This is a genomic window from Hymenobacter aerophilus DSM 13606, assembly GCF_000382225.1.
In the GTDB taxonomy this organism is placed as follows: Bacteria; Bacteroidota; Bacteroidia; order Cytophagales; family Hymenobacteraceae; genus Hymenobacter; species Hymenobacter aerophilus.
Window position 1 is genome coordinate 18169 of record NZ_KB907810.1, and the last position, 15274, is coordinate 33442.

The window sequence follows — 15274 nt, forward strand, 5'->3', positions numbered from 1 at the left end:
CTCTGCTGGTGTATAGTTAGGCGAAGTCGTCGGTGTCGTCCTCGTCTTCCAGGTTCTCGAAAACCTGGTCGATGGCCTGTTCGGCGGAGCGCAGCTTGAGCTTGCAGAGGCGGATCAGTTCAGCCGAGCGCTGCATCCGGCTCGTGAGGTCGTCCACGTCCACGGCATCGGTTTCGAGGGCTCGCAGAATGGTTTCGAGTTCCTCGATGGCCTGGCGGTAGGTGAGTTCTTTTTCCTTGGGGGGCATGTCAGAAGGGGGAAGCGGAGATGAGGAAGTTGTTTTTGGGCTTTAGCGAAGCCGAAGAGACGCCATCGATTGGAGTCTTTATACCCCTGTTAAAGTAGCAGTGGCAGCTGGCCGCCCACGCGGGCCGGTACCATCGAGGCGTCGGGCAGGCGCAGTAGCAGCTCTTGGCCCGGCCGCAGCTTGCCCGTAAGCGGGCGGCCCTTGGGCGTGAGCAGGCGCACGGTGCCCGGCTCGGGTGGGGTAGGAGGGGTTGCCACCGGTACCGCCTGTAGCTCGGCCAGCCGCAGCTGCTGCAGGTGCAGCAGGCGCTGGGCGGCCAGTTGCAGCTTATAGCGGCGGCGCAACAACTGCTCGCGGCGGCGGCGGTGCAGGCGGCGGAACCGCTGTGCCAGCGCCCGGCCGCGCAGCCGCAGCTGTTGTTCGTGGTGGTCGAGGGTGTGGCGTGCCGCCCAGTGCAGCTGGTGCCACCGCCGCCCGAGTTGCTGCTCCTGCTGGCGCAGCTGGGCCCGGGGCGCAGTTGCCGCCGCCCGAATGCGCTGGTGCAGCGCCTCGCGCTGCTCCTGCAGCTGGCCCTGCACCGCCCGCCGAGCCTGCCGGAGCCGGCGGCTGAGCTGCTCGGCCGCTTGGCGCACCTGCTGCTGGGCCAGCTCGCGGATGCGGCCGCCGTAGCCTTCCAGCGCCGCCTCCAGGCGGGCCAGCCGCTCGATGAGGTAGGCGGCAACGGCGGTGGGCGTTTTCAGGGCCAGGTGCGCGGTCAGGTCCACCACGGCTTCGTCGCGCTCGTGGCCAATGCCGGTGAGCACGGGCAGCGGAAACGCGCCCACGGCCGCCGCCAGCCCAAAATCATCAAAGGCCAGCAAATCGGCCTTCGAGCCCCCGCCCCGGATAATCACCACGGCCTCGAACTGCCCCCGCCGGCTGCGGATGGCGTCGAGGGCGGCGCGGATACTAGCCGGCGCGCCTTCGCCCTGCATGGTGGCCGGAAACAGCGTCAGGGCAAAATCGTAGGGCGCCTCCTGGAGCTGCTGCACGAAATCCTGCCAGCCCGCCGCCGTGGCCGATGATACCACGGCTACCCGCTGCACCCCGATAGGCAGCGCCAGACGCTTCTGCCGCGCCAGCAGGCCCTCGGCTTCGAGCTTGCGTAGCGTTTCGAGCCGCAGCCGGGCCAGGTCGCCCACGGTGTAGGTGGGGTCGAGGGCCAGCACGTCGAGGCTCAGGCCGAACTGCTCGTGGAACTTGACCTGCACCCGCAGCATGATTTTGAGGCCTGGCCGCAGCGTCAGGCCGGTTTGCTCCTCGAAAGCCGCCGCCAGCTGCTGGTAGCGCTGGCTCCAGATGGTAGCCCGGGCCTGGGCCTTAAGCGTGGCCCCGCGGGCGGTGGTGTGCTGGTCGGTGAGGGTGAGGTAGCAGTGCGCACCCACGGTGCGGGGCAGCGTGAGGTCCGAAATTTCGGCCACCACCCAGTAGGAGTCGGCAAACCGCTCGCTCAGCGTCTGGCGCACCCGGGCCAGCAGCTCGGCCAGCGGCAAAGCGGCGGGCGGCAGCGCGGGGCCGGTTCGGGCGGCAGGGGAGAGGCCCGGGTCGGGCCGGCGGTTGTAAAGCGGCATCAGAAACGCAAGTTACGCAGGGCGCGGAGATGGGGTAATGAGGTAATGGGGTGAGGAGGTGATGGAGGTGATGAGGTGATGGGGTGATGGGGTGATGGGGTGATGAGGAACTGTCATCCTGAGCGCAGCGAAGGACCTTCTTATGGCAGCACAAATCGTTGTGGCGACGGTGCTACCGTGAGAAGGTCCTTCGCTGCGCTCAGGATGACAGTTCCTCACTACCTCATCACCCCATCACCTCTCACCACCTCCGTTACCCCATCACCTTATTACCGCATTACTTCCTCACCTCATCACCCCCAATTCCCGGCTTTTTATTAGATTTACTCCTGACAATTTTTCATTTCTTTCTGTTTTATGCGAAAAAATAAGCCTTTGTCTCTGGCGGCCCTGGCGGCTGCCAGCCTGGCCCTGGGCAGCTGCGCCAGCACCCAGCCGGTTGCTTCTACCACCACCACTCCCGCCGCCGAAATGCCCCCCATGGCGGCCCCCGCCCCGAAAGGCACCGGCCTGAACGTGGCCAACATCAACCGCTCGGCCGACCCCTGCGATGACTTCTTTGAGTACGCCTCGGGTAACTGGCTCAAGAACAACCCCATCCCGGCCGCCGAAGTGCGCTGGGGCTCGTTCAACGAGCTGGCCGACAAGAACAACGCCGTGATGCGCCAGATTCTGGACGAGTCGGCGGCCAACACGTCGGCCGCCCGCGGCTCCAACGCCCAGAAAGTCGGCGACTACTACGCCTCGGCCATGGACTCGGCCGCCATCGACGCGGCGGGCCTCAAGTACCTGCAGCCCGAGCTGGACCGCATCAACAAGATAAAGACGCTGAAGGACGTGCAGGCCGTGCTGCCCCACGAAATGAAGCTGCAGACTGGCGCCTTCTACGGGGGCTACGTGGGCCAGGATGAGAAGAAGAGCGACGAGTACGCCGTGAACCTCTACCAGGGCGGCCTGAGTCTGCCCGACCGCGACTACTACCTCAAGGACGATGCCCGCTCGAAGGGCATCCGGGCGGCTTACACCACCTACCTGACCAACACCTTTAAGCTGTTGGGCGACTCGGAAGGCACGGCCGCCAAGAATGCCGCCGCCGTACTGGCCCTCGAAACCAAGCTGGCCAAGGCTTCCAAAAGCCGCGTAGCCCTGCGCGACCCGCAGGCCAACTACAACAAAATGAGCCTGGCCGAAGCCAACAAGCGCTTCCCCAACCTGGCGCTGCCCGCCACCATGAAAACCCTGGGCCTGGGCGCGGCTCAGCAGGTAATTGTGGGCCAGCCCGAGTTCTTCCAGGAGCTGAGCAACGTGATGAAGCAGTCGTCGGTGGGCGATTTGAAGACCTATATGCGCTGGCACCTCGTGTCGTCGCTGGCCTCGGCGCTGCCCAAGTCGTTCGGCGACGAGCAGTTCCGTTTCTCGCAGGTGCTGACCGGTGCCAAGCAGCAGCAGCCCCGCTGGAAGCGCATGTTGCGCTCGACCGACGGCGCGCTGGGCGAGGCCTTCGGGCAGGTGTACGTGGAGAAGGCTTTCACGCCCGACACCAAGGCCAAGGCGCTGGTGATGGTAGCCAACATTAAAGCCGCCATGGGCGAGCATATTCAGAAGCTCGACTGGATGAGCGCGGCCACCAAAACCGAGGCCCTGAAGAAGCTGGCCGCCTTCACCGTAAAAATCGGCTACCCCGACAAGTGGAAGGACTATTCAGCCCTCAACATCTCGCGCGACTCGTACCTGAAAAACGTGCTGGCGGCCCGCGAGTGGAGCTACAACGATAACGTCAGCAAGTTCGGCAAGCCGATTGACCGGCAGGAGTGGGGCATGACCCCGCCCACGGTGAATGCCTACTACAACCCGAGCATGAACGAAATCGTGTTCCCGGCCGGCATCATGCAGCCCCCGTTCTTCGACCCCAACGCCGATGACGCCGTGAACTACGGCGGGATGGGCGCCGTTATCGGCCACGAAATCACCCACGGTTTCGATGATCAGGGCCGCCAGTACGACGCCGAGGGTAACCTGCGCGACTGGTGGACCAAGGAGGACGCCGCCAAGTTCCAGCAGCGCGCCGATATGGTGGACAAGCAGTATTCGGCCTTCTCGCCGCTGGATTCGGTGTACGTGAACGGCAAGCTGACGATGGGTGAAAACCTGGCCGACTTCGGCGGGCTGGCCCTGGCTTACTCGGCTCTGCAGAAAGCCAATGCCGGTAAGGACGTGCCCAAGTACGACGGCTTCACGCCCGAGCAGCGCTTCTTCCTGGCCTGGGCCCAGGTGTGGCGCACCAACGCCCGCCCCGAGTACCTGCGCCAGCAGGTGATGACCGACCCGCACTCGCCGGCCCAGTACCGCACGGTGGGTCCGCTGATGAACATGCCCGAATTCTACGAAGCCTTCGGCTGCCAGGAAAACGCGAAAATGATGCGTGCCGAGGCCGACCGTGCCAAGATTTGGTAGGTGTCTTTTGGCTGAGCTATTAGCCATTGGCTGCTAGCCGTTAGCTTTCCGCTTCGGAAAGCCTGACTTGGAAAAGCGGCTCGCACGATTGTGCGGGCCGCTTTTTTGTGCCTTTTTTGAATACGTTTGAGCGTTGGCGGATCTGGTCTGGTCGGGTGTGGCCGCTGCCGGGGCCGGGTACGCACCTGCTGCCGGTTTTTGCCGTAAACTGCGGCATGTTCGCTTCTCTTCGTACTGCCGGGCTGGGCCTGCTGTTGCTGGCTGCCGGCTGCCAGCAAAAACCTGCGCCGCTGCCCGCTTCGGCCCCGGCCCGCGCCGCACCGCCCGAGTCTGCCGCCCCGGTCGCGCCTACCGCTACGCCCAACTCTGCCGCCTTGCCCGCACCGCCCGATACGGCCCTGGTGCGCCGGATTGAGCGCCCTAGGCCGGGCGACGTGTACGTAGTAGCCTACCAGCCGGGCGGTGGCCTGCGCGAGCGGTACTTCTTCTACCGCGTCAGCCGGGCCGATGCCCAGTCGGTGGACCTGCTGCCCGCCCGCCAGGAGTCGGCCGATCCGGCCGCCGACGTCAGCGCCGCCGGCTTCTTCACCAACAAAGCCCTGACCTACACCCGCGCCGAAGCCCTGGAACTGCTCCAGGAACAGCCCGGCGACGTGCAGCACACCCGGCTGGTAGCAGTTCGGCGAGAGAAGTGAAGCGAGAAAACGAATGTCATTGCGAGCAACGCGAAGAAATCCGCTTGTGCAAAATGACAAGGGTTGTCAAGCAGAAAGCCCCCGACGCCAGCACGGACGTCAGGGGCTTTCTGCTTAGCAGGGCTTGGTACGGTACTCCCACGGATTGCTTCGCGTTGCTCGCAATGACGTTCCTGTTCTCACTTCTCACTTCTCACTTCTCACTTCTCACTTCAGCACTTTCACTTTGATGCTCACATCTTCCACGGGCCATTTGTCCATGCCTACGGGCTCGTTGGCAATTTTGTCGATGACGTCGAGGCCTTCGACTACTTCGCCGAACACGGTGTACTGGCCATCGAGGCCAGGCGTGCCGCCCTGGGTTTCGTAGGTTTTTACCTGCTCGGGCGTGAGGGGGCGGGCGGCGCTGGCCCGCGCCTGGGCGGCCGGCATTTTCTCGCCCTGCACGATGTAGAAGTCGTTGTTGGAGGACAGCTTGCCGGGGTTCACCTCGCCATCGTAGCGGGCCATGGCCAGGGCGCCACGCTTGTGGAAGTGCTGGGGCCGGATTTCGGGCGGCAGCCGGTAGCTGCGCATGGCAATGGTGCGCCGCTCCGAGCCGCCGCCCTGAATGGCAAAGCCCTGCACCACGCGGTTGAACACCGACTCATCGAACACACCCTTACGGCTGAGCAGCAGGAAATTGGCCGTATGGATGGGCGTGTCGTCGTAGAGGCGGATGCGCATGTTGCCCAGGCGGGTTTGCAGCAGCACCTCGTGGCCGGGATGCTCGCGGCCGTAGGCCAGCAGCAGGCGGGCGGCGTTGGAGTCGGCCAGCGCCATCAGGTCGGGGCCGGGCACTTCGGGTGGTGGGGGCGGGGCGGCCGCAGCGCCCGTTTCGGGTGGGTTTTGGCTGCAGGCGGCCAGCAGCAGCGGCACCGTGGCCAGCAGCGGGAGCAGGAAGGAGCGGAAACAGGTCGTCATGGCGGCAGTAAGAAATAACCGGCCCACGGGCCGCGAAAAGGGCGGCCCGCCCGCAGGCGCAGCCGCCCTTAAAGGTAGCGCGAAACCAGTTTCGGCCCGGCCGGTGGGGTTTACCAGCCCGAGCCGGCGGGTGAGCCCCAGCCGTCGTCGGCCTTAGCCTTAGCTTTGGGCTTGGGTTTGGCGGCGGGCTTGGCTGCCGGCTTAGCCTTTTCCTTCACCACGGGCCCGTCGGCCGGTTTTACCTTGGTTTTTACTTTCGTGGTGGCAGGAGCAGCCGCCGTAGCCGGCGCGGTGGGGGCGGGAGCCGCGGCCGGGGCTTTGGCTTCCATATCGGGCGAAAGCGTGGGCATGTCGCGGGCGGCGTTGATGAGGTCGGGGCGGACTTCGGCCTTCATGGGCTCCAGGGCCAGCAGGCTTTTCTGGTCGACGAGCACGTTGTCTTTCCAGGCGCTGAGCTGGGTGTCGAGCTGTTCCTTCTCCTCCTTCGATACCGGGCGCTTAAGCAGCTTGTTGAGGTCGGGCGAGCCGGCATCTTTCCAGGCCGTCAGCCACATGGAGGCCACCAGTGTGGGCGCCAGCTTCAGCCGAAAGGCAATCATGCCGCCTATCTGGTCGGCGTGGTAGGCCTCGGCGAAGGCGTCGGAGTAGGCGCGGCGGGTTTCGCCGTACTTATGGCTGAACACGTATTTGGTCTGGGGCGTGAATTTGCGGGTCGTTTTTTCCTCGTAGTCAAACGTCGCCCCCAAAAAGCCATACGACTCCTGCACCACCTGCCAGATGTCGGCCAGCGGGTCCTTCAGCGGGCGGGCGGGCTCGTTTTTGAGCTTGTACTTGCCGATAAACTGCTCGGGCAGCTTGCTTTCCCAGAGCGCCAGCAAACCTTCCTGCTTGCTGAGCTGGCCGTCGTAGTTTTCGGTGGTGCGCAGCGGCACGTAGGCATCGGCCACCAGATGGCTCAGCTCGGCCGACAGCGTGAGGATGGCCGTGGTGTCGGCGTCGCGGAAGGCGGTGGTGAGCTTGTTTTTGGTGTCGATAACGGCCCAGGGCAGCGTGCCGTACTTGCGCAGCGTGTCGGCCGTGTACTTGGCGGCGGCTTTCTCCCACTCTTTGGGCATGATGCCGAACGGGTCAGTGCCGTAGTGGTCCATGGAAATAAAGTGGCGCGGCGACTCGGCAATATCCCGCTCGCGGGCCTCGTTGCCGCCGGCGCTGCCGTTTACCAGCGCCGGCATGTGGCGGAAGTAGTAGGCGCGCAGGTTGGCCGGCAGCGCGTACACGGCCAGCTGCGTAACGGTGCGGTGGGCAAACGTGCCCCAGGCCGGCGCCAAGTTGGAGCACAGCAGCACGATAAACAGGGTAAGTAGGAGTTTTTTCATAGCAGATGCCGACCAAAAGCCTGACGACAACGAAGATACAATTCGGCCGTCAGTTGGGAGCAGAAAACCGTATTTTCAGCCCTGCCGGGGCTGGCTGGCGTAGTAGTACCATTGGCCGCCGGCCGGGGCCGCTGCGCCGGGCCGGGGCGGCGCCGTTCTGTTCTCCTGCTTTTCTGCCGTGACCCTTATTTCCAAAAAGAAAATCACCTATCCCATCATCGGGCGGCTGCGCGACTACCTGGTGGAGTACGACCGCGAAACGACGCTGCCGGTTACCTACGCCGACCTAGCGCGCTTCACCGGCGCCTATCCGCTGCTCGACCGCCAGGGCAACGACTCGCTCTGGGAAACCGTGTACTACGAGCCCAACGCCCTGCGCGAGCTCAGCCAGGGCCTGACCGAAGTGTACGCCCTGCTTAAAACCGCCGGCGACCTGAGCTACACCCAGCACCTGCTGGCCGACCGCATCGACTACTGCCGCTTCGGCAACAGCCAGCCGTTCCGGGTGCGCATCGTCAACCAGCTCAACGACAACTACGACTATTTCTACGTGAAAAAGGCCGATGCCTCGCGGGTGTACGGCCTGGAGCTGGAGCACATCCTCTCGCCCAACAACATCACCTACCTGCTCAACGGCAATACGCTCATCGAGGAGCACATTGCCGGCATCCCCGGCGACGACTTCATCCGCCGGCACCTGTCGCGGCCCCACCTCAACCAGGTGCGGATGGCCAAAGAGTTCGTCAAGTTCAACGAGCGGTGCTTTGCCCGGCTGCTGGGCGATATGCGGGCCTACAACTACATTATCGATGTTACGCTCGATTTCGAGGACGAGCAGTACCGGGTGCGGGCCATCGACTTCGACCAGCAGTGCTACGAGGGCAAGAAGAACATGTACCTGCCGCAGTTTTTCAAGGACAACCGGGCTATTGTGCAGCTGTGCAGCCGGCTGCTCAAGCCCGAAAACATCCGCCAGTACCAGGCCGAGGAGCGCACCCTGATGGCCCGCCGCGCCCGCTCGGGCCGCCACCGCCTCAAAGACCTCATCGACTGCCTGCGCCGCGACACCGTCTCAACGCCCGAAAAAGTCAGCCAGCTCAAACAGGAGCTCAACCGCCACCACGGCACCCAGCTGTTCAACCGCTGCCGCGGCATGGGCGACGTCGTGCGCCTGAATCTGAAACTGACGCTGCTACCGCCCAAAAAGGGCTGATTTAGTGGTTGGCTGTCAGTTGCCAGTTGTAAAGGGCGGGTAGAAACAAGAGGAAAAAAACTGTCAATCTGAGCGGAGCGAAGAATTTCGCGTGCAATGGTAACCCTATCGTCAGGAATTACTGTGGCACGCGAGATTCTTCGCTCCGCTCTGAATGACAGTTCCTTCTGCTCGCTCTTGAAAACCAGCTACTGACAACCAACAACTAAACTCCGGCAGCGGCTTGCTGATGGCGTTCGAGCAGCTCCAGGAGCTTTTCGTAGATGAACTCGGTGGCCCGCTGGCGAATGGCGTCGGCCGTGCCGTTGAACTGCTGGCGGTACTCGTGGGCGCGGCCCTCAAACAGCACCGTCACGAACACCGTGCCTGCCGGCTTATCGGGCGTTTCCGACTGGCCGGGGCCGCACAGGCCGGTAACGGCCACGCACACGTCGGCGGCGGGCAGCTGGCGGTGCAGGCCCAGCGCCATTTCGTTGGTGGTCTGCTGGCTTTCGGCCGAGTAGGTGGCGAGGGTGGCTTTTTTCACGCCCAGCAGCTGCTGCTTGGCCTCGGCGTGGTACGTTACCACCGAGCCGAGCAGCACCTCGCTTACGCCCTCGGCCGGGGCCAGCTGGGCGGCGGCCAGCCCGCAGGTGCAGCTCTCGGCCAGCGCCAGCGTGAGCTTGTGTTGAATGAAAAGCTTGATGAGTTGGCTCGGCAGGTCTTTTTTCATGGAAATACAGATAGCTCAACAGTAAAAGCTACAATCGAAAAACCCGGCGGCCGGGCAGGTCGTCGGGTTTCTCGCTTGTAGTACGCAACCAGCCGGGGCCAGGGTTAGGTCGAGCTTGGCGTAGTCGTTGAGCCTGCAACAGGCGTTTCAGCGCCCCAGCCCGATACTTAGGCCCAGCGAAACTTCCAGTCCGCCGGGGCCTATTGCCTGGACCACGTCGCGGGTAAGCTGCGCCGGGCTGGGCGTGAGGGGGCTGTACTCGATGGGGTCGCCGCCCAACCGCAGGCCGTAGCCCAGCGTGCCGAGCAAACCCACGCGGCCCGGCTGCCAGCGCAGGCCCGAGCGCAGGTGCAGCAGCGCGTTGGCGCGGGTCCGGTACTCAACGTAGTCGTTATCCACCGAAAGCGTGTTGTCGGTGGCGCTCGAAAGCACTAAGTTGGCGCCAAAGTAAGGCGAAACCTTGCGTTCGGGCGCCAGATACACGCGGCTACCGATGCCCAGCTTGCCGCCGCTGAGGCCCAACCCGAAACCGGCATTCACATCAACCTGCGGCGAAACCATATAAGCATAATCGATGCCCCAGCCGTAGGGCGCGCCCCAGCCCAACGTGATGCCCAAGGCCGAGCGCCGGTAGTCCGAAACCGGCGCCTCGGCCGGCGGATACCCATAAGTAGCGGGGCGCTGGTACTCGGGGCCCTGCGTGGGCTGGGGCGTTTGGGGCAGTTGTTGCTGCTGGGCGCGGCTGGCCGTCGCGACCAACATAAAGGCACAGGCCCCGGCTATAGTGTAGCGGTTCATAATAAGCGAGCAGTAAGAAAGCGGGAGGAAAGACAGAAACCTGCTGGCCAGCATGGTAGCCCCGGGCGCCGGTGGCTACAGCACCGCAATCCACAATCGTGCCCGTTGCCGATAAAAAAGTTCAATGCCGCCTAGATATTTTTTAAAAATGCTGTTTCCGGCTAGCCCCGAAGGTTTTTCCGACTGATTTTTTTCTGCCCGACGCTCACCGGGCGCTATGGCTGGTACACCACGCCCTGCTTCATCACGAAGCGCACCCGCTGCATGGCCCCGATATCCTGCAGCGGGTCGCCCTCCACGGCCACCACGTCGGCCAGCTTGCCGGCCTCCAGCGTGCCCAGGTTCTCCGACTGGCCCAGCAGCTCGGCGGCCGCTACGGTGGCGGTGCGCAGGGCGGCCAGCGGCGGCATGCCGGCCTCCACCATGTAGCGGAACTCCAGCGCGTTAGCCCCGTGCCGGAACACGGCCGCATCGGTGCCAAAGGCAATCTTGACGCCCATTTTGTAGGCCCGCCCAAACGTGCCCTGCAGCCTGGGGCCGATGGCCAGGGCCTTGGGCGTCACCAGCGGCGGGTAGTAGTTCGGGATTTTGGCCGAGTCGGCCACCGATTTGCCGGCCGTGATGGTGGGAACGTACCAGGTGCCGTGCTTCACCATCAGCTTCATCGTTTCGTCGTCCATGAGCGTGCCGTGCTCGATGCTGGTAACGCCTGCCCGGATGGCGCGCCGCATGCCTTCCGAGCCGTGGGCGTGGCAGGCCACGGCCAGGCCCAAATCGTGCGCTGTTTCCACCACGGCCCGTATTTCGGCCTCCGTCATCTGGGCCGAGGAGCCGTCTTTGGCCACGCTGAGCACGCCGCCGGTGCTGGCAATCTTGATGAGGTCGGCGCCGCGCTTGTACTGCTCGCGCACGGCCTGCCGGGCTTCGTCGGGGCTGTTGATCACGCCATCCACCGGGCCGGGCACGCCCATCAAATCGAGGCGGTAGCCGTTGGTGGGGTCCATGTGGCCGCCGGTGCCCGAAAGGGCCTTGCGGGCCGTAAAAATGCGCGGGCCCACTACCTTGCCCTGGTTGATGGCGTTGCGCAGCGCCACGTTCACGCCCGAGCCGCCCAAATCGCGCACCGTGGTGAAGCCGGCCAGCAGCGTTTTGCGGGCGTGCTCCAGCGAGCCAAAGGCCACGTCGGCGGGGTTTTCGGTGAACTCGCGCAGGAAATTATCCTTGCTGGTTTCGCCCTCCAGGTGCACGTGGCAGTCGATGAGGCCAGGTAGCACCGTGCGGTTTTTCAGGTCGATAACCTGATCCTGGGGGCTGGTGGGGGCGGTGTAGCCTTTCTCGACGGCCAGCACCCGGCCGTTTTCCACCACCAGCGTCATGGCGGTTTGGGCGCGGTCGGAGCGCATGTCGAGCAGGCGGCCGCAGTGCAGGTAGGTTTTCTGGGCCAGCGCGGCGGGCGCCGGAGCCAGCAGCGCGCCGCCGAGCAGCAGGCCGCAGAGTAGGGGTTTCAGCATAAAGGCAGGAGTATGAGTGAGTAAGAAGTGGGCAGGGGCGGAAGATAAGCGGAAAATAAACGCTGCAAGCCGACTATTTCCGGCGCAATCCGTACTTTGGGCCGCGCGGCTGGTCGTTGGCAGAAAGCCGTAAGCACTTTGCCGGCACCAACCATTCGGCCCCCAGCCCGCCTGTCTATTCTCCATTCACCCCATTTCCCACATTCCCTACTATGGCCACTCCCGAAGAATTTGAAGCCGCCGCCGCCCGCAGCAAAGAGCTGCCCGCCAAGCCCGACAACACGGCCCTGCTCAAAATGTACTCCCTCTACAAGCAGGGCAGCGAAGGCGACGTATCGGGCGACCGGCCCGGTGGTTTCGACTTTAAAGCCATTGCCAAATACGACGCCTGGGCCGGCCAGAAAGGCAAAAGCCAGGACGATGCCCGCCAGGAGTACGTCGATTTCGTAAACTCGCTTTTTTAAGAGCTATCAGCTGTAAGCCATAATTGGCAAACCAATAACCTTTGTCATCCTGAGCAACGCGAAGGACCTTACTACGTGAAGACGAATCGTTGTTACGGTCGTTCCAGCGTGGTAAGGTCCTTCGCGTTGCTCAGGATGACAAAGGTGATTGGCTTGCCGATTATGGGCTACATGCCAATTACTTAGTGCCGGGCGTGGGCAGGTCGAAGGCTACGGCGTTGTGCTCGAAATGGCCTTTGTGCGAGCCGTCGCAGAACGGCTTGTTGGCGGAGAGGCCGCAGCGGCAGATGCTGATTCGTTCGCGGCCGCCGAGGCCGTAGGCGTTGCCCTGGGCATCAACGAGTTCGAAATCGGTGCCCTCTACGCGGAGCGAGCCATTGCTGAGGACGGTGAGTTTGGTGGCCATGTACAGTGAATGAGTGACTGAGTGAGTCGGTGAATGAATTGGTAAACGAGTCGGGAAAGTAAGCTGCGCTATACGCAGGTTCGCGCAACCCCGCCATCAACAAGCAGTATCCCCCTAAGCCCTAAGCCCTAAGCCCTAAGCCCTAAGCCCTAAGCCCTAAGCCCTAAGCCCTAAGCCCTAAGCCCTAAGCCAGCTCCTTGCGCATAATGTAGTCGTTCATCCAGTAGGGGCCGATGGCAATATCTACTTCGCGGTGGCGCTGGAACCCCAGGTGCTCATAGAAGGTGAGGGCCGGGTTGTGGCGGTTTACGTTCAGATCGAGGGTGTGGCCGCCGGCGGCGCGCACGGCCGCTTCGACGGCTGCTACCAGCTGCTGGCCCTGGCCCGAGCCCTGGTGCGAGGCCAGCACGTAAATCTTCTGCAGCTTGAACAGGCCGGCATCATCCAGGGCCGAAAACGAGGCGTAGCCGGTGGCCTGGCCATCGACATAGGCCAGCATGAATTGGTGGCCCTGCTCGTGCATCTGCCGCTGCAGCGAGGCCTCGGTATAAATCACGCGGTACATGTACTCAATCTGCTCGCGCGAGATGATGAAGCGGTAGGTGGGCTCCCAGGTGGCTTCGGCCAGCTCCAGGATGGTGGGGATGTCGGCGGCAGTGGCGGGGCGGATGAGCGCGGGCGCGGCGGGGGAAGCTGGCATAAGGGGCAAAAAACGGGATAATCCGGCGCAAAACCGAACCGTTTAGTGCCTTTCGGTAGTTTTGGGCCGGAAATTGCCCCACGGCTGGGCACCCGGTCCGGCGCTGCGGCCCCGACTCAGCTTCATCTTTACTCTCCTGCTATGACTTCATCTGCCCCAAAAACTGCTCTTTTCTCTGCCCTGCTACTGGCTGCCGGCCTGCTCACGGCCCCGGCGGCCCAGGCCCAGCAACCCGCCAAAAGCGGCGGCACGCTGGAGCGCAGCCTGTACGATTTCGGCGACTGGGTGGGCCGGCAGGTCGATAGGGCCGAGGCGGCCACGCGCCGCGAGATGCCCAAGCTCACGGCCGAGTTCGACCGCCGCAGCCGCCGCCTCGACCGCGCCGCCGATAGCCTCTCGGCCGATGGCAAGCGCGAATATGCCGCCCAGAAAGCCCGCTACCAGCAGTGGGCCGCCCGCCAGGACAGCCTCGACGCCACCCAGCAGCCCGCCACGCCCGCCCAGGCCCAGGCGCGCTTGCTAAATGAAAACGTAAACATCAACCGGGTGCGCGCCACCGAGCTAACCGGCCTGTACCAGCGGCTGGTGGAAACCATGCGCACCGAAAAGAAAAGCTGGTCGCAGGCCGACTGGAACACGGCCGGCGAGGTGCTCAGCCGCCTGAATGCCCGCTACGAGCAGGTGCGCACCCAGCTGCCGCTGGAGGAGCGCCTGCGCATCCGCACGCTACAAGGCGAGTTCCGGACGCTGGAAAAGGCCCGCGGCGTGAAGGACTCGATGCGCGACTAAGCGCTGACGGCGTCGGTGGCGGCAGCATCCAGCCACTGCAGGGCGCTAGTCAGGTCGGGAAATACCTCGATGCGCACGTACGGCGCCAGATATTCTACAAACTGGTAGCTAGCTAGCTGGTTGTGCATATCGGGCGTGAAAACGTACGCTACGGCGCGCAAACCGCCGGCCAGCGCCTGCGGCAGCCACTCGTATTCCAGCCAGGCCTGCGCCTCGCTCCAGTCGCCGGTAGCCTGGCTTTTGTCGTTGAGTAGCAGCCGGTAAGGGTGCGTGGCGCTCAGTTGCTGCGTGGTGCGGGCCACATAAATCACCTGCTGGCCCGTCAGGTTGCCGAACCAATGTACCGCCAGCAGTTGCCGGGTGGGGTCGTACTCGACGCGGGCCAGCAACTGGCCGCTGTCGTCGGTGAGGGTACGCAATGGTTGGAGCGCGAACGAGGCCATAGTGGAAGCGCTACAAGTAGTTAGACGATTTCAGGTAAATATAGCATTATTATAGCCCGGCTTGGCGGCGGCCCAATTAGGAAACAGGAACCACTATTTTTGCGACTCTGCTTTTTCGCTCTTCGCTCATGCACATTGCAATAGTTGGCAACATCGGGGCCGGCAAAACCACGCTCTCCAACAAGTTGGCGCATCATTTCAACTGGGAAGTTTTCCTGGAAGATGTCGACCACAACCCCTACCTGAAGGATTTTTACGATGATATGCCGCGCTGGGCTTTCCATCTGCAGGTATATTTTCTCAACAGCCGCTTTCGCCAGACCCAGCAGATAAAGCAGCTGCAGCAAACCAACAAGGGCATCATCCAGGACCGCACGATTTACGAGGACGCCCACATTTTCGCGGCCAACCTCAGCCAGTCGGGCCTGATGAGTGAGCGCGACTACCAGAACTACCTGGGCCTGTTCAACTCCATGATCAGCATGGTCGATCCGCCCGATTTGCTGCTGTATCTGCGGGCCGATTTGCCCAAGCTCGTGCAGCAAATTGAGCGCCGGGGCCGCGGCTACGAGAACAACATCAAAATCGACTACCTCAAGCACCTCAACGAGCACTACGAGGAGTGGATTGCCGGCTACGACCAGGGCAAGCTGCTCATCGTCGATGTCAACAACCTCGACTACGTCAACAACCCCGAGGACCTGAGCGTGGTCATCGACAAAATCAACAGCACCCTGTTCGGGCTGTTTTAGAGCGCTTCAGAAGGCAAAACAGGCAGCTTTCAGCATCGCTGTCATCCTGAGCTTGCGAAGGACCTATACAGCAATGCTAACACCTGAGCGTAGTATTGCTGTATAGGTCCTTCGCAAGCTTAGGATGACAGGGGCCTTATC

General features: G+C 63.2%; 16 protein-coding genes. 6 read left to right on the plus strand and 10 right to left on the minus strand.

The window, feature by feature from the left end:
• Positions 1–16: 16 nt before the first annotated feature.
• Together xseB and xseA are read right to left on the minus strand one after the other, a co-directional pair.
• Entirely contained in the window at positions 17–247 is a 231-nt protein-coding gene (gene xseB / locus H145_RS0109700) for an exodeoxyribonuclease VII small subunit (protein ID WP_019947954.1), read from the minus strand.
• An 89-nt stretch (positions 248–336) separates the two neighbouring features.
• Complete coding sequence (gene xseA / locus H145_RS20755; RefSeq protein ID WP_019947955.1) at positions 337–1857, minus strand: exodeoxyribonuclease VII large subunit; 1521 nt, start codon at positions 1855–1857, stop codon at positions 337–339.
• A gap of 357 nt (positions 1858–2214) precedes the next feature.
• On the opposite strand from xseA, the gene H145_RS0109710 reads away from it, so the two are divergent.
• Together H145_RS0109710 and H145_RS0109715 are read left to right on the plus strand one after the other, a co-directional pair.
• Positions 2215–4311 carry a M13 family metallopeptidase gene (locus H145_RS0109710; protein ID WP_033426091.1) on the plus strand — a complete coding sequence of 699 codons (2097 nt, stop codon included), beginning with the start codon at positions 2215–2217 and terminating at the stop codon, positions 4309–4311.
• 215 nt (positions 4312–4526) lie between these two features.
• Positions 4527–5006 carry a hypothetical protein gene (locus H145_RS0109715; RefSeq protein ID WP_157541419.1) on the plus strand — a complete coding sequence of 160 codons (480 nt, stop codon included), beginning with the start codon at positions 4527–4529 and terminating at the stop codon, positions 5004–5006.
• A 207-nt stretch (positions 5007–5213) separates the two neighbouring features.
• Here the strand turns inward: H145_RS0109715 and H145_RS0109720 are convergent, their stop codons facing one another.
• Together H145_RS0109720 and H145_RS0109725 are read right to left on the minus strand one after the other, a co-directional pair.
• Positions 5214–5969: a peptidylprolyl isomerase gene (locus tag H145_RS0109720; protein WP_019947958.1), complete on the minus strand. Its 756-nt coding sequence runs from the start codon at positions 5967–5969 to the stop codon at positions 5214–5216.
• Positions 5970–6079: 110 nt separating this feature from the next.
• Complete coding sequence (locus H145_RS0109725; protein ID WP_019947959.1) at positions 6080–7345, minus strand: phospholipase C/P1 nuclease family protein; 1266 nt, start codon at positions 7343–7345, stop codon at positions 6080–6082.
• A gap of 178 nt (positions 7346–7523) precedes the next feature.
• Here H145_RS0109725 and H145_RS0109730 point away from each other — a divergent pair, with 178 nt between their 5' ends.
• Positions 7524–8558 (plus strand): hypothetical protein, encoded by a 1035-nt coding sequence (locus H145_RS0109730; protein WP_019947960.1) that lies wholly within the window; start codon positions 7524–7526, stop codon positions 8556–8558.
• A 205-nt stretch (positions 8559–8763) separates the two neighbouring features.
• On the opposite strand, the gene H145_RS0109735 is transcribed toward H145_RS0109730, so the two are convergent.
• From H145_RS0109735 to H145_RS0109745, 3 genes are all read right to left on the minus strand, one after another.
• Complete coding sequence (locus tag H145_RS0109735) at positions 8764–9270, minus strand: CinA family protein (protein WP_019947961.1); 507 nt, start codon at positions 9268–9270, stop codon at positions 8764–8766.
• A 147-nt stretch (positions 9271–9417) separates the two neighbouring features.
• Positions 9418–10068: a hypothetical protein gene (locus H145_RS0109740; RefSeq protein ID WP_019947962.1), complete on the minus strand. Its 651-nt coding sequence runs from the start codon at positions 10066–10068 to the stop codon at positions 9418–9420.
• Between the two features lie 215 nt (positions 10069–10283).
• A complete protein-coding gene (locus H145_RS0109745; RefSeq protein ID WP_019947963.1) occupies positions 10284–11579 on the minus strand; it encodes an amidohydrolase family protein in 1296 nt (431 codons plus the stop codon).
• A 212-nt stretch (positions 11580–11791) separates the two neighbouring features.
• Here H145_RS0109745 and H145_RS0109750 point away from each other — a divergent pair, with 212 nt between their 5' ends.
• The gene (locus H145_RS0109750) at positions 11792–12043 is read left to right on the plus strand and encodes an acyl-CoA-binding protein (protein WP_019947964.1); all 252 of its coding nucleotides are present in this window, start codon (positions 11792–11794) and stop codon (positions 12041–12043) included.
• 178 nt (positions 12044–12221) lie between these two features.
• Here the strand turns inward: H145_RS0109750 and H145_RS0109755 are convergent, their stop codons facing one another.
• Complete coding sequence (locus H145_RS0109755) at positions 12222–12449, minus strand: CDGSH iron-sulfur domain-containing protein (RefSeq protein WP_019947965.1); 228 nt, start codon at positions 12447–12449, stop codon at positions 12222–12224.
• Between the two features lie 184 nt (positions 12450–12633).
• Positions 12634–13149 carry a GNAT family N-acetyltransferase gene (locus H145_RS0109760; protein ID WP_019947966.1) on the minus strand — a complete coding sequence of 172 codons (516 nt, stop codon included), beginning with the start codon at positions 13147–13149 and terminating at the stop codon, positions 12634–12636.
• A 141-nt stretch (positions 13150–13290) separates the two neighbouring features.
• On the opposite strand from H145_RS0109760, the gene H145_RS0109765 reads away from it, so the two are divergent.
• Complete coding sequence (locus H145_RS0109765; RefSeq protein WP_019947967.1) at positions 13291–13938, plus strand: DUF6565 domain-containing protein; 648 nt, start codon at positions 13291–13293, stop codon at positions 13936–13938.
• Here H145_RS0109765 and H145_RS22745 read toward each other — a convergent pair.
• Entirely contained in the window at positions 13935–14381 is a 447-nt protein-coding gene (locus H145_RS22745) for a hypothetical protein (protein WP_019947968.1), read from the minus strand. The two genes, H145_RS0109765 and H145_RS22745, sit on opposite strands and share 4 nt — an antisense overlap.
• Positions 14382–14509: 128 nt before the next feature.
• Here H145_RS22745 and H145_RS0109775 point away from each other — a divergent pair, with 128 nt between their 5' ends.
• Positions 14510–15133 (plus strand): deoxynucleoside kinase, encoded by a 624-nt coding sequence (locus H145_RS0109775; RefSeq protein WP_019947969.1) that lies wholly within the window; start codon positions 14510–14512, stop codon positions 15131–15133.
• The last annotated feature ends 141 nt before the right edge of the window (positions 15134–15274 follow it).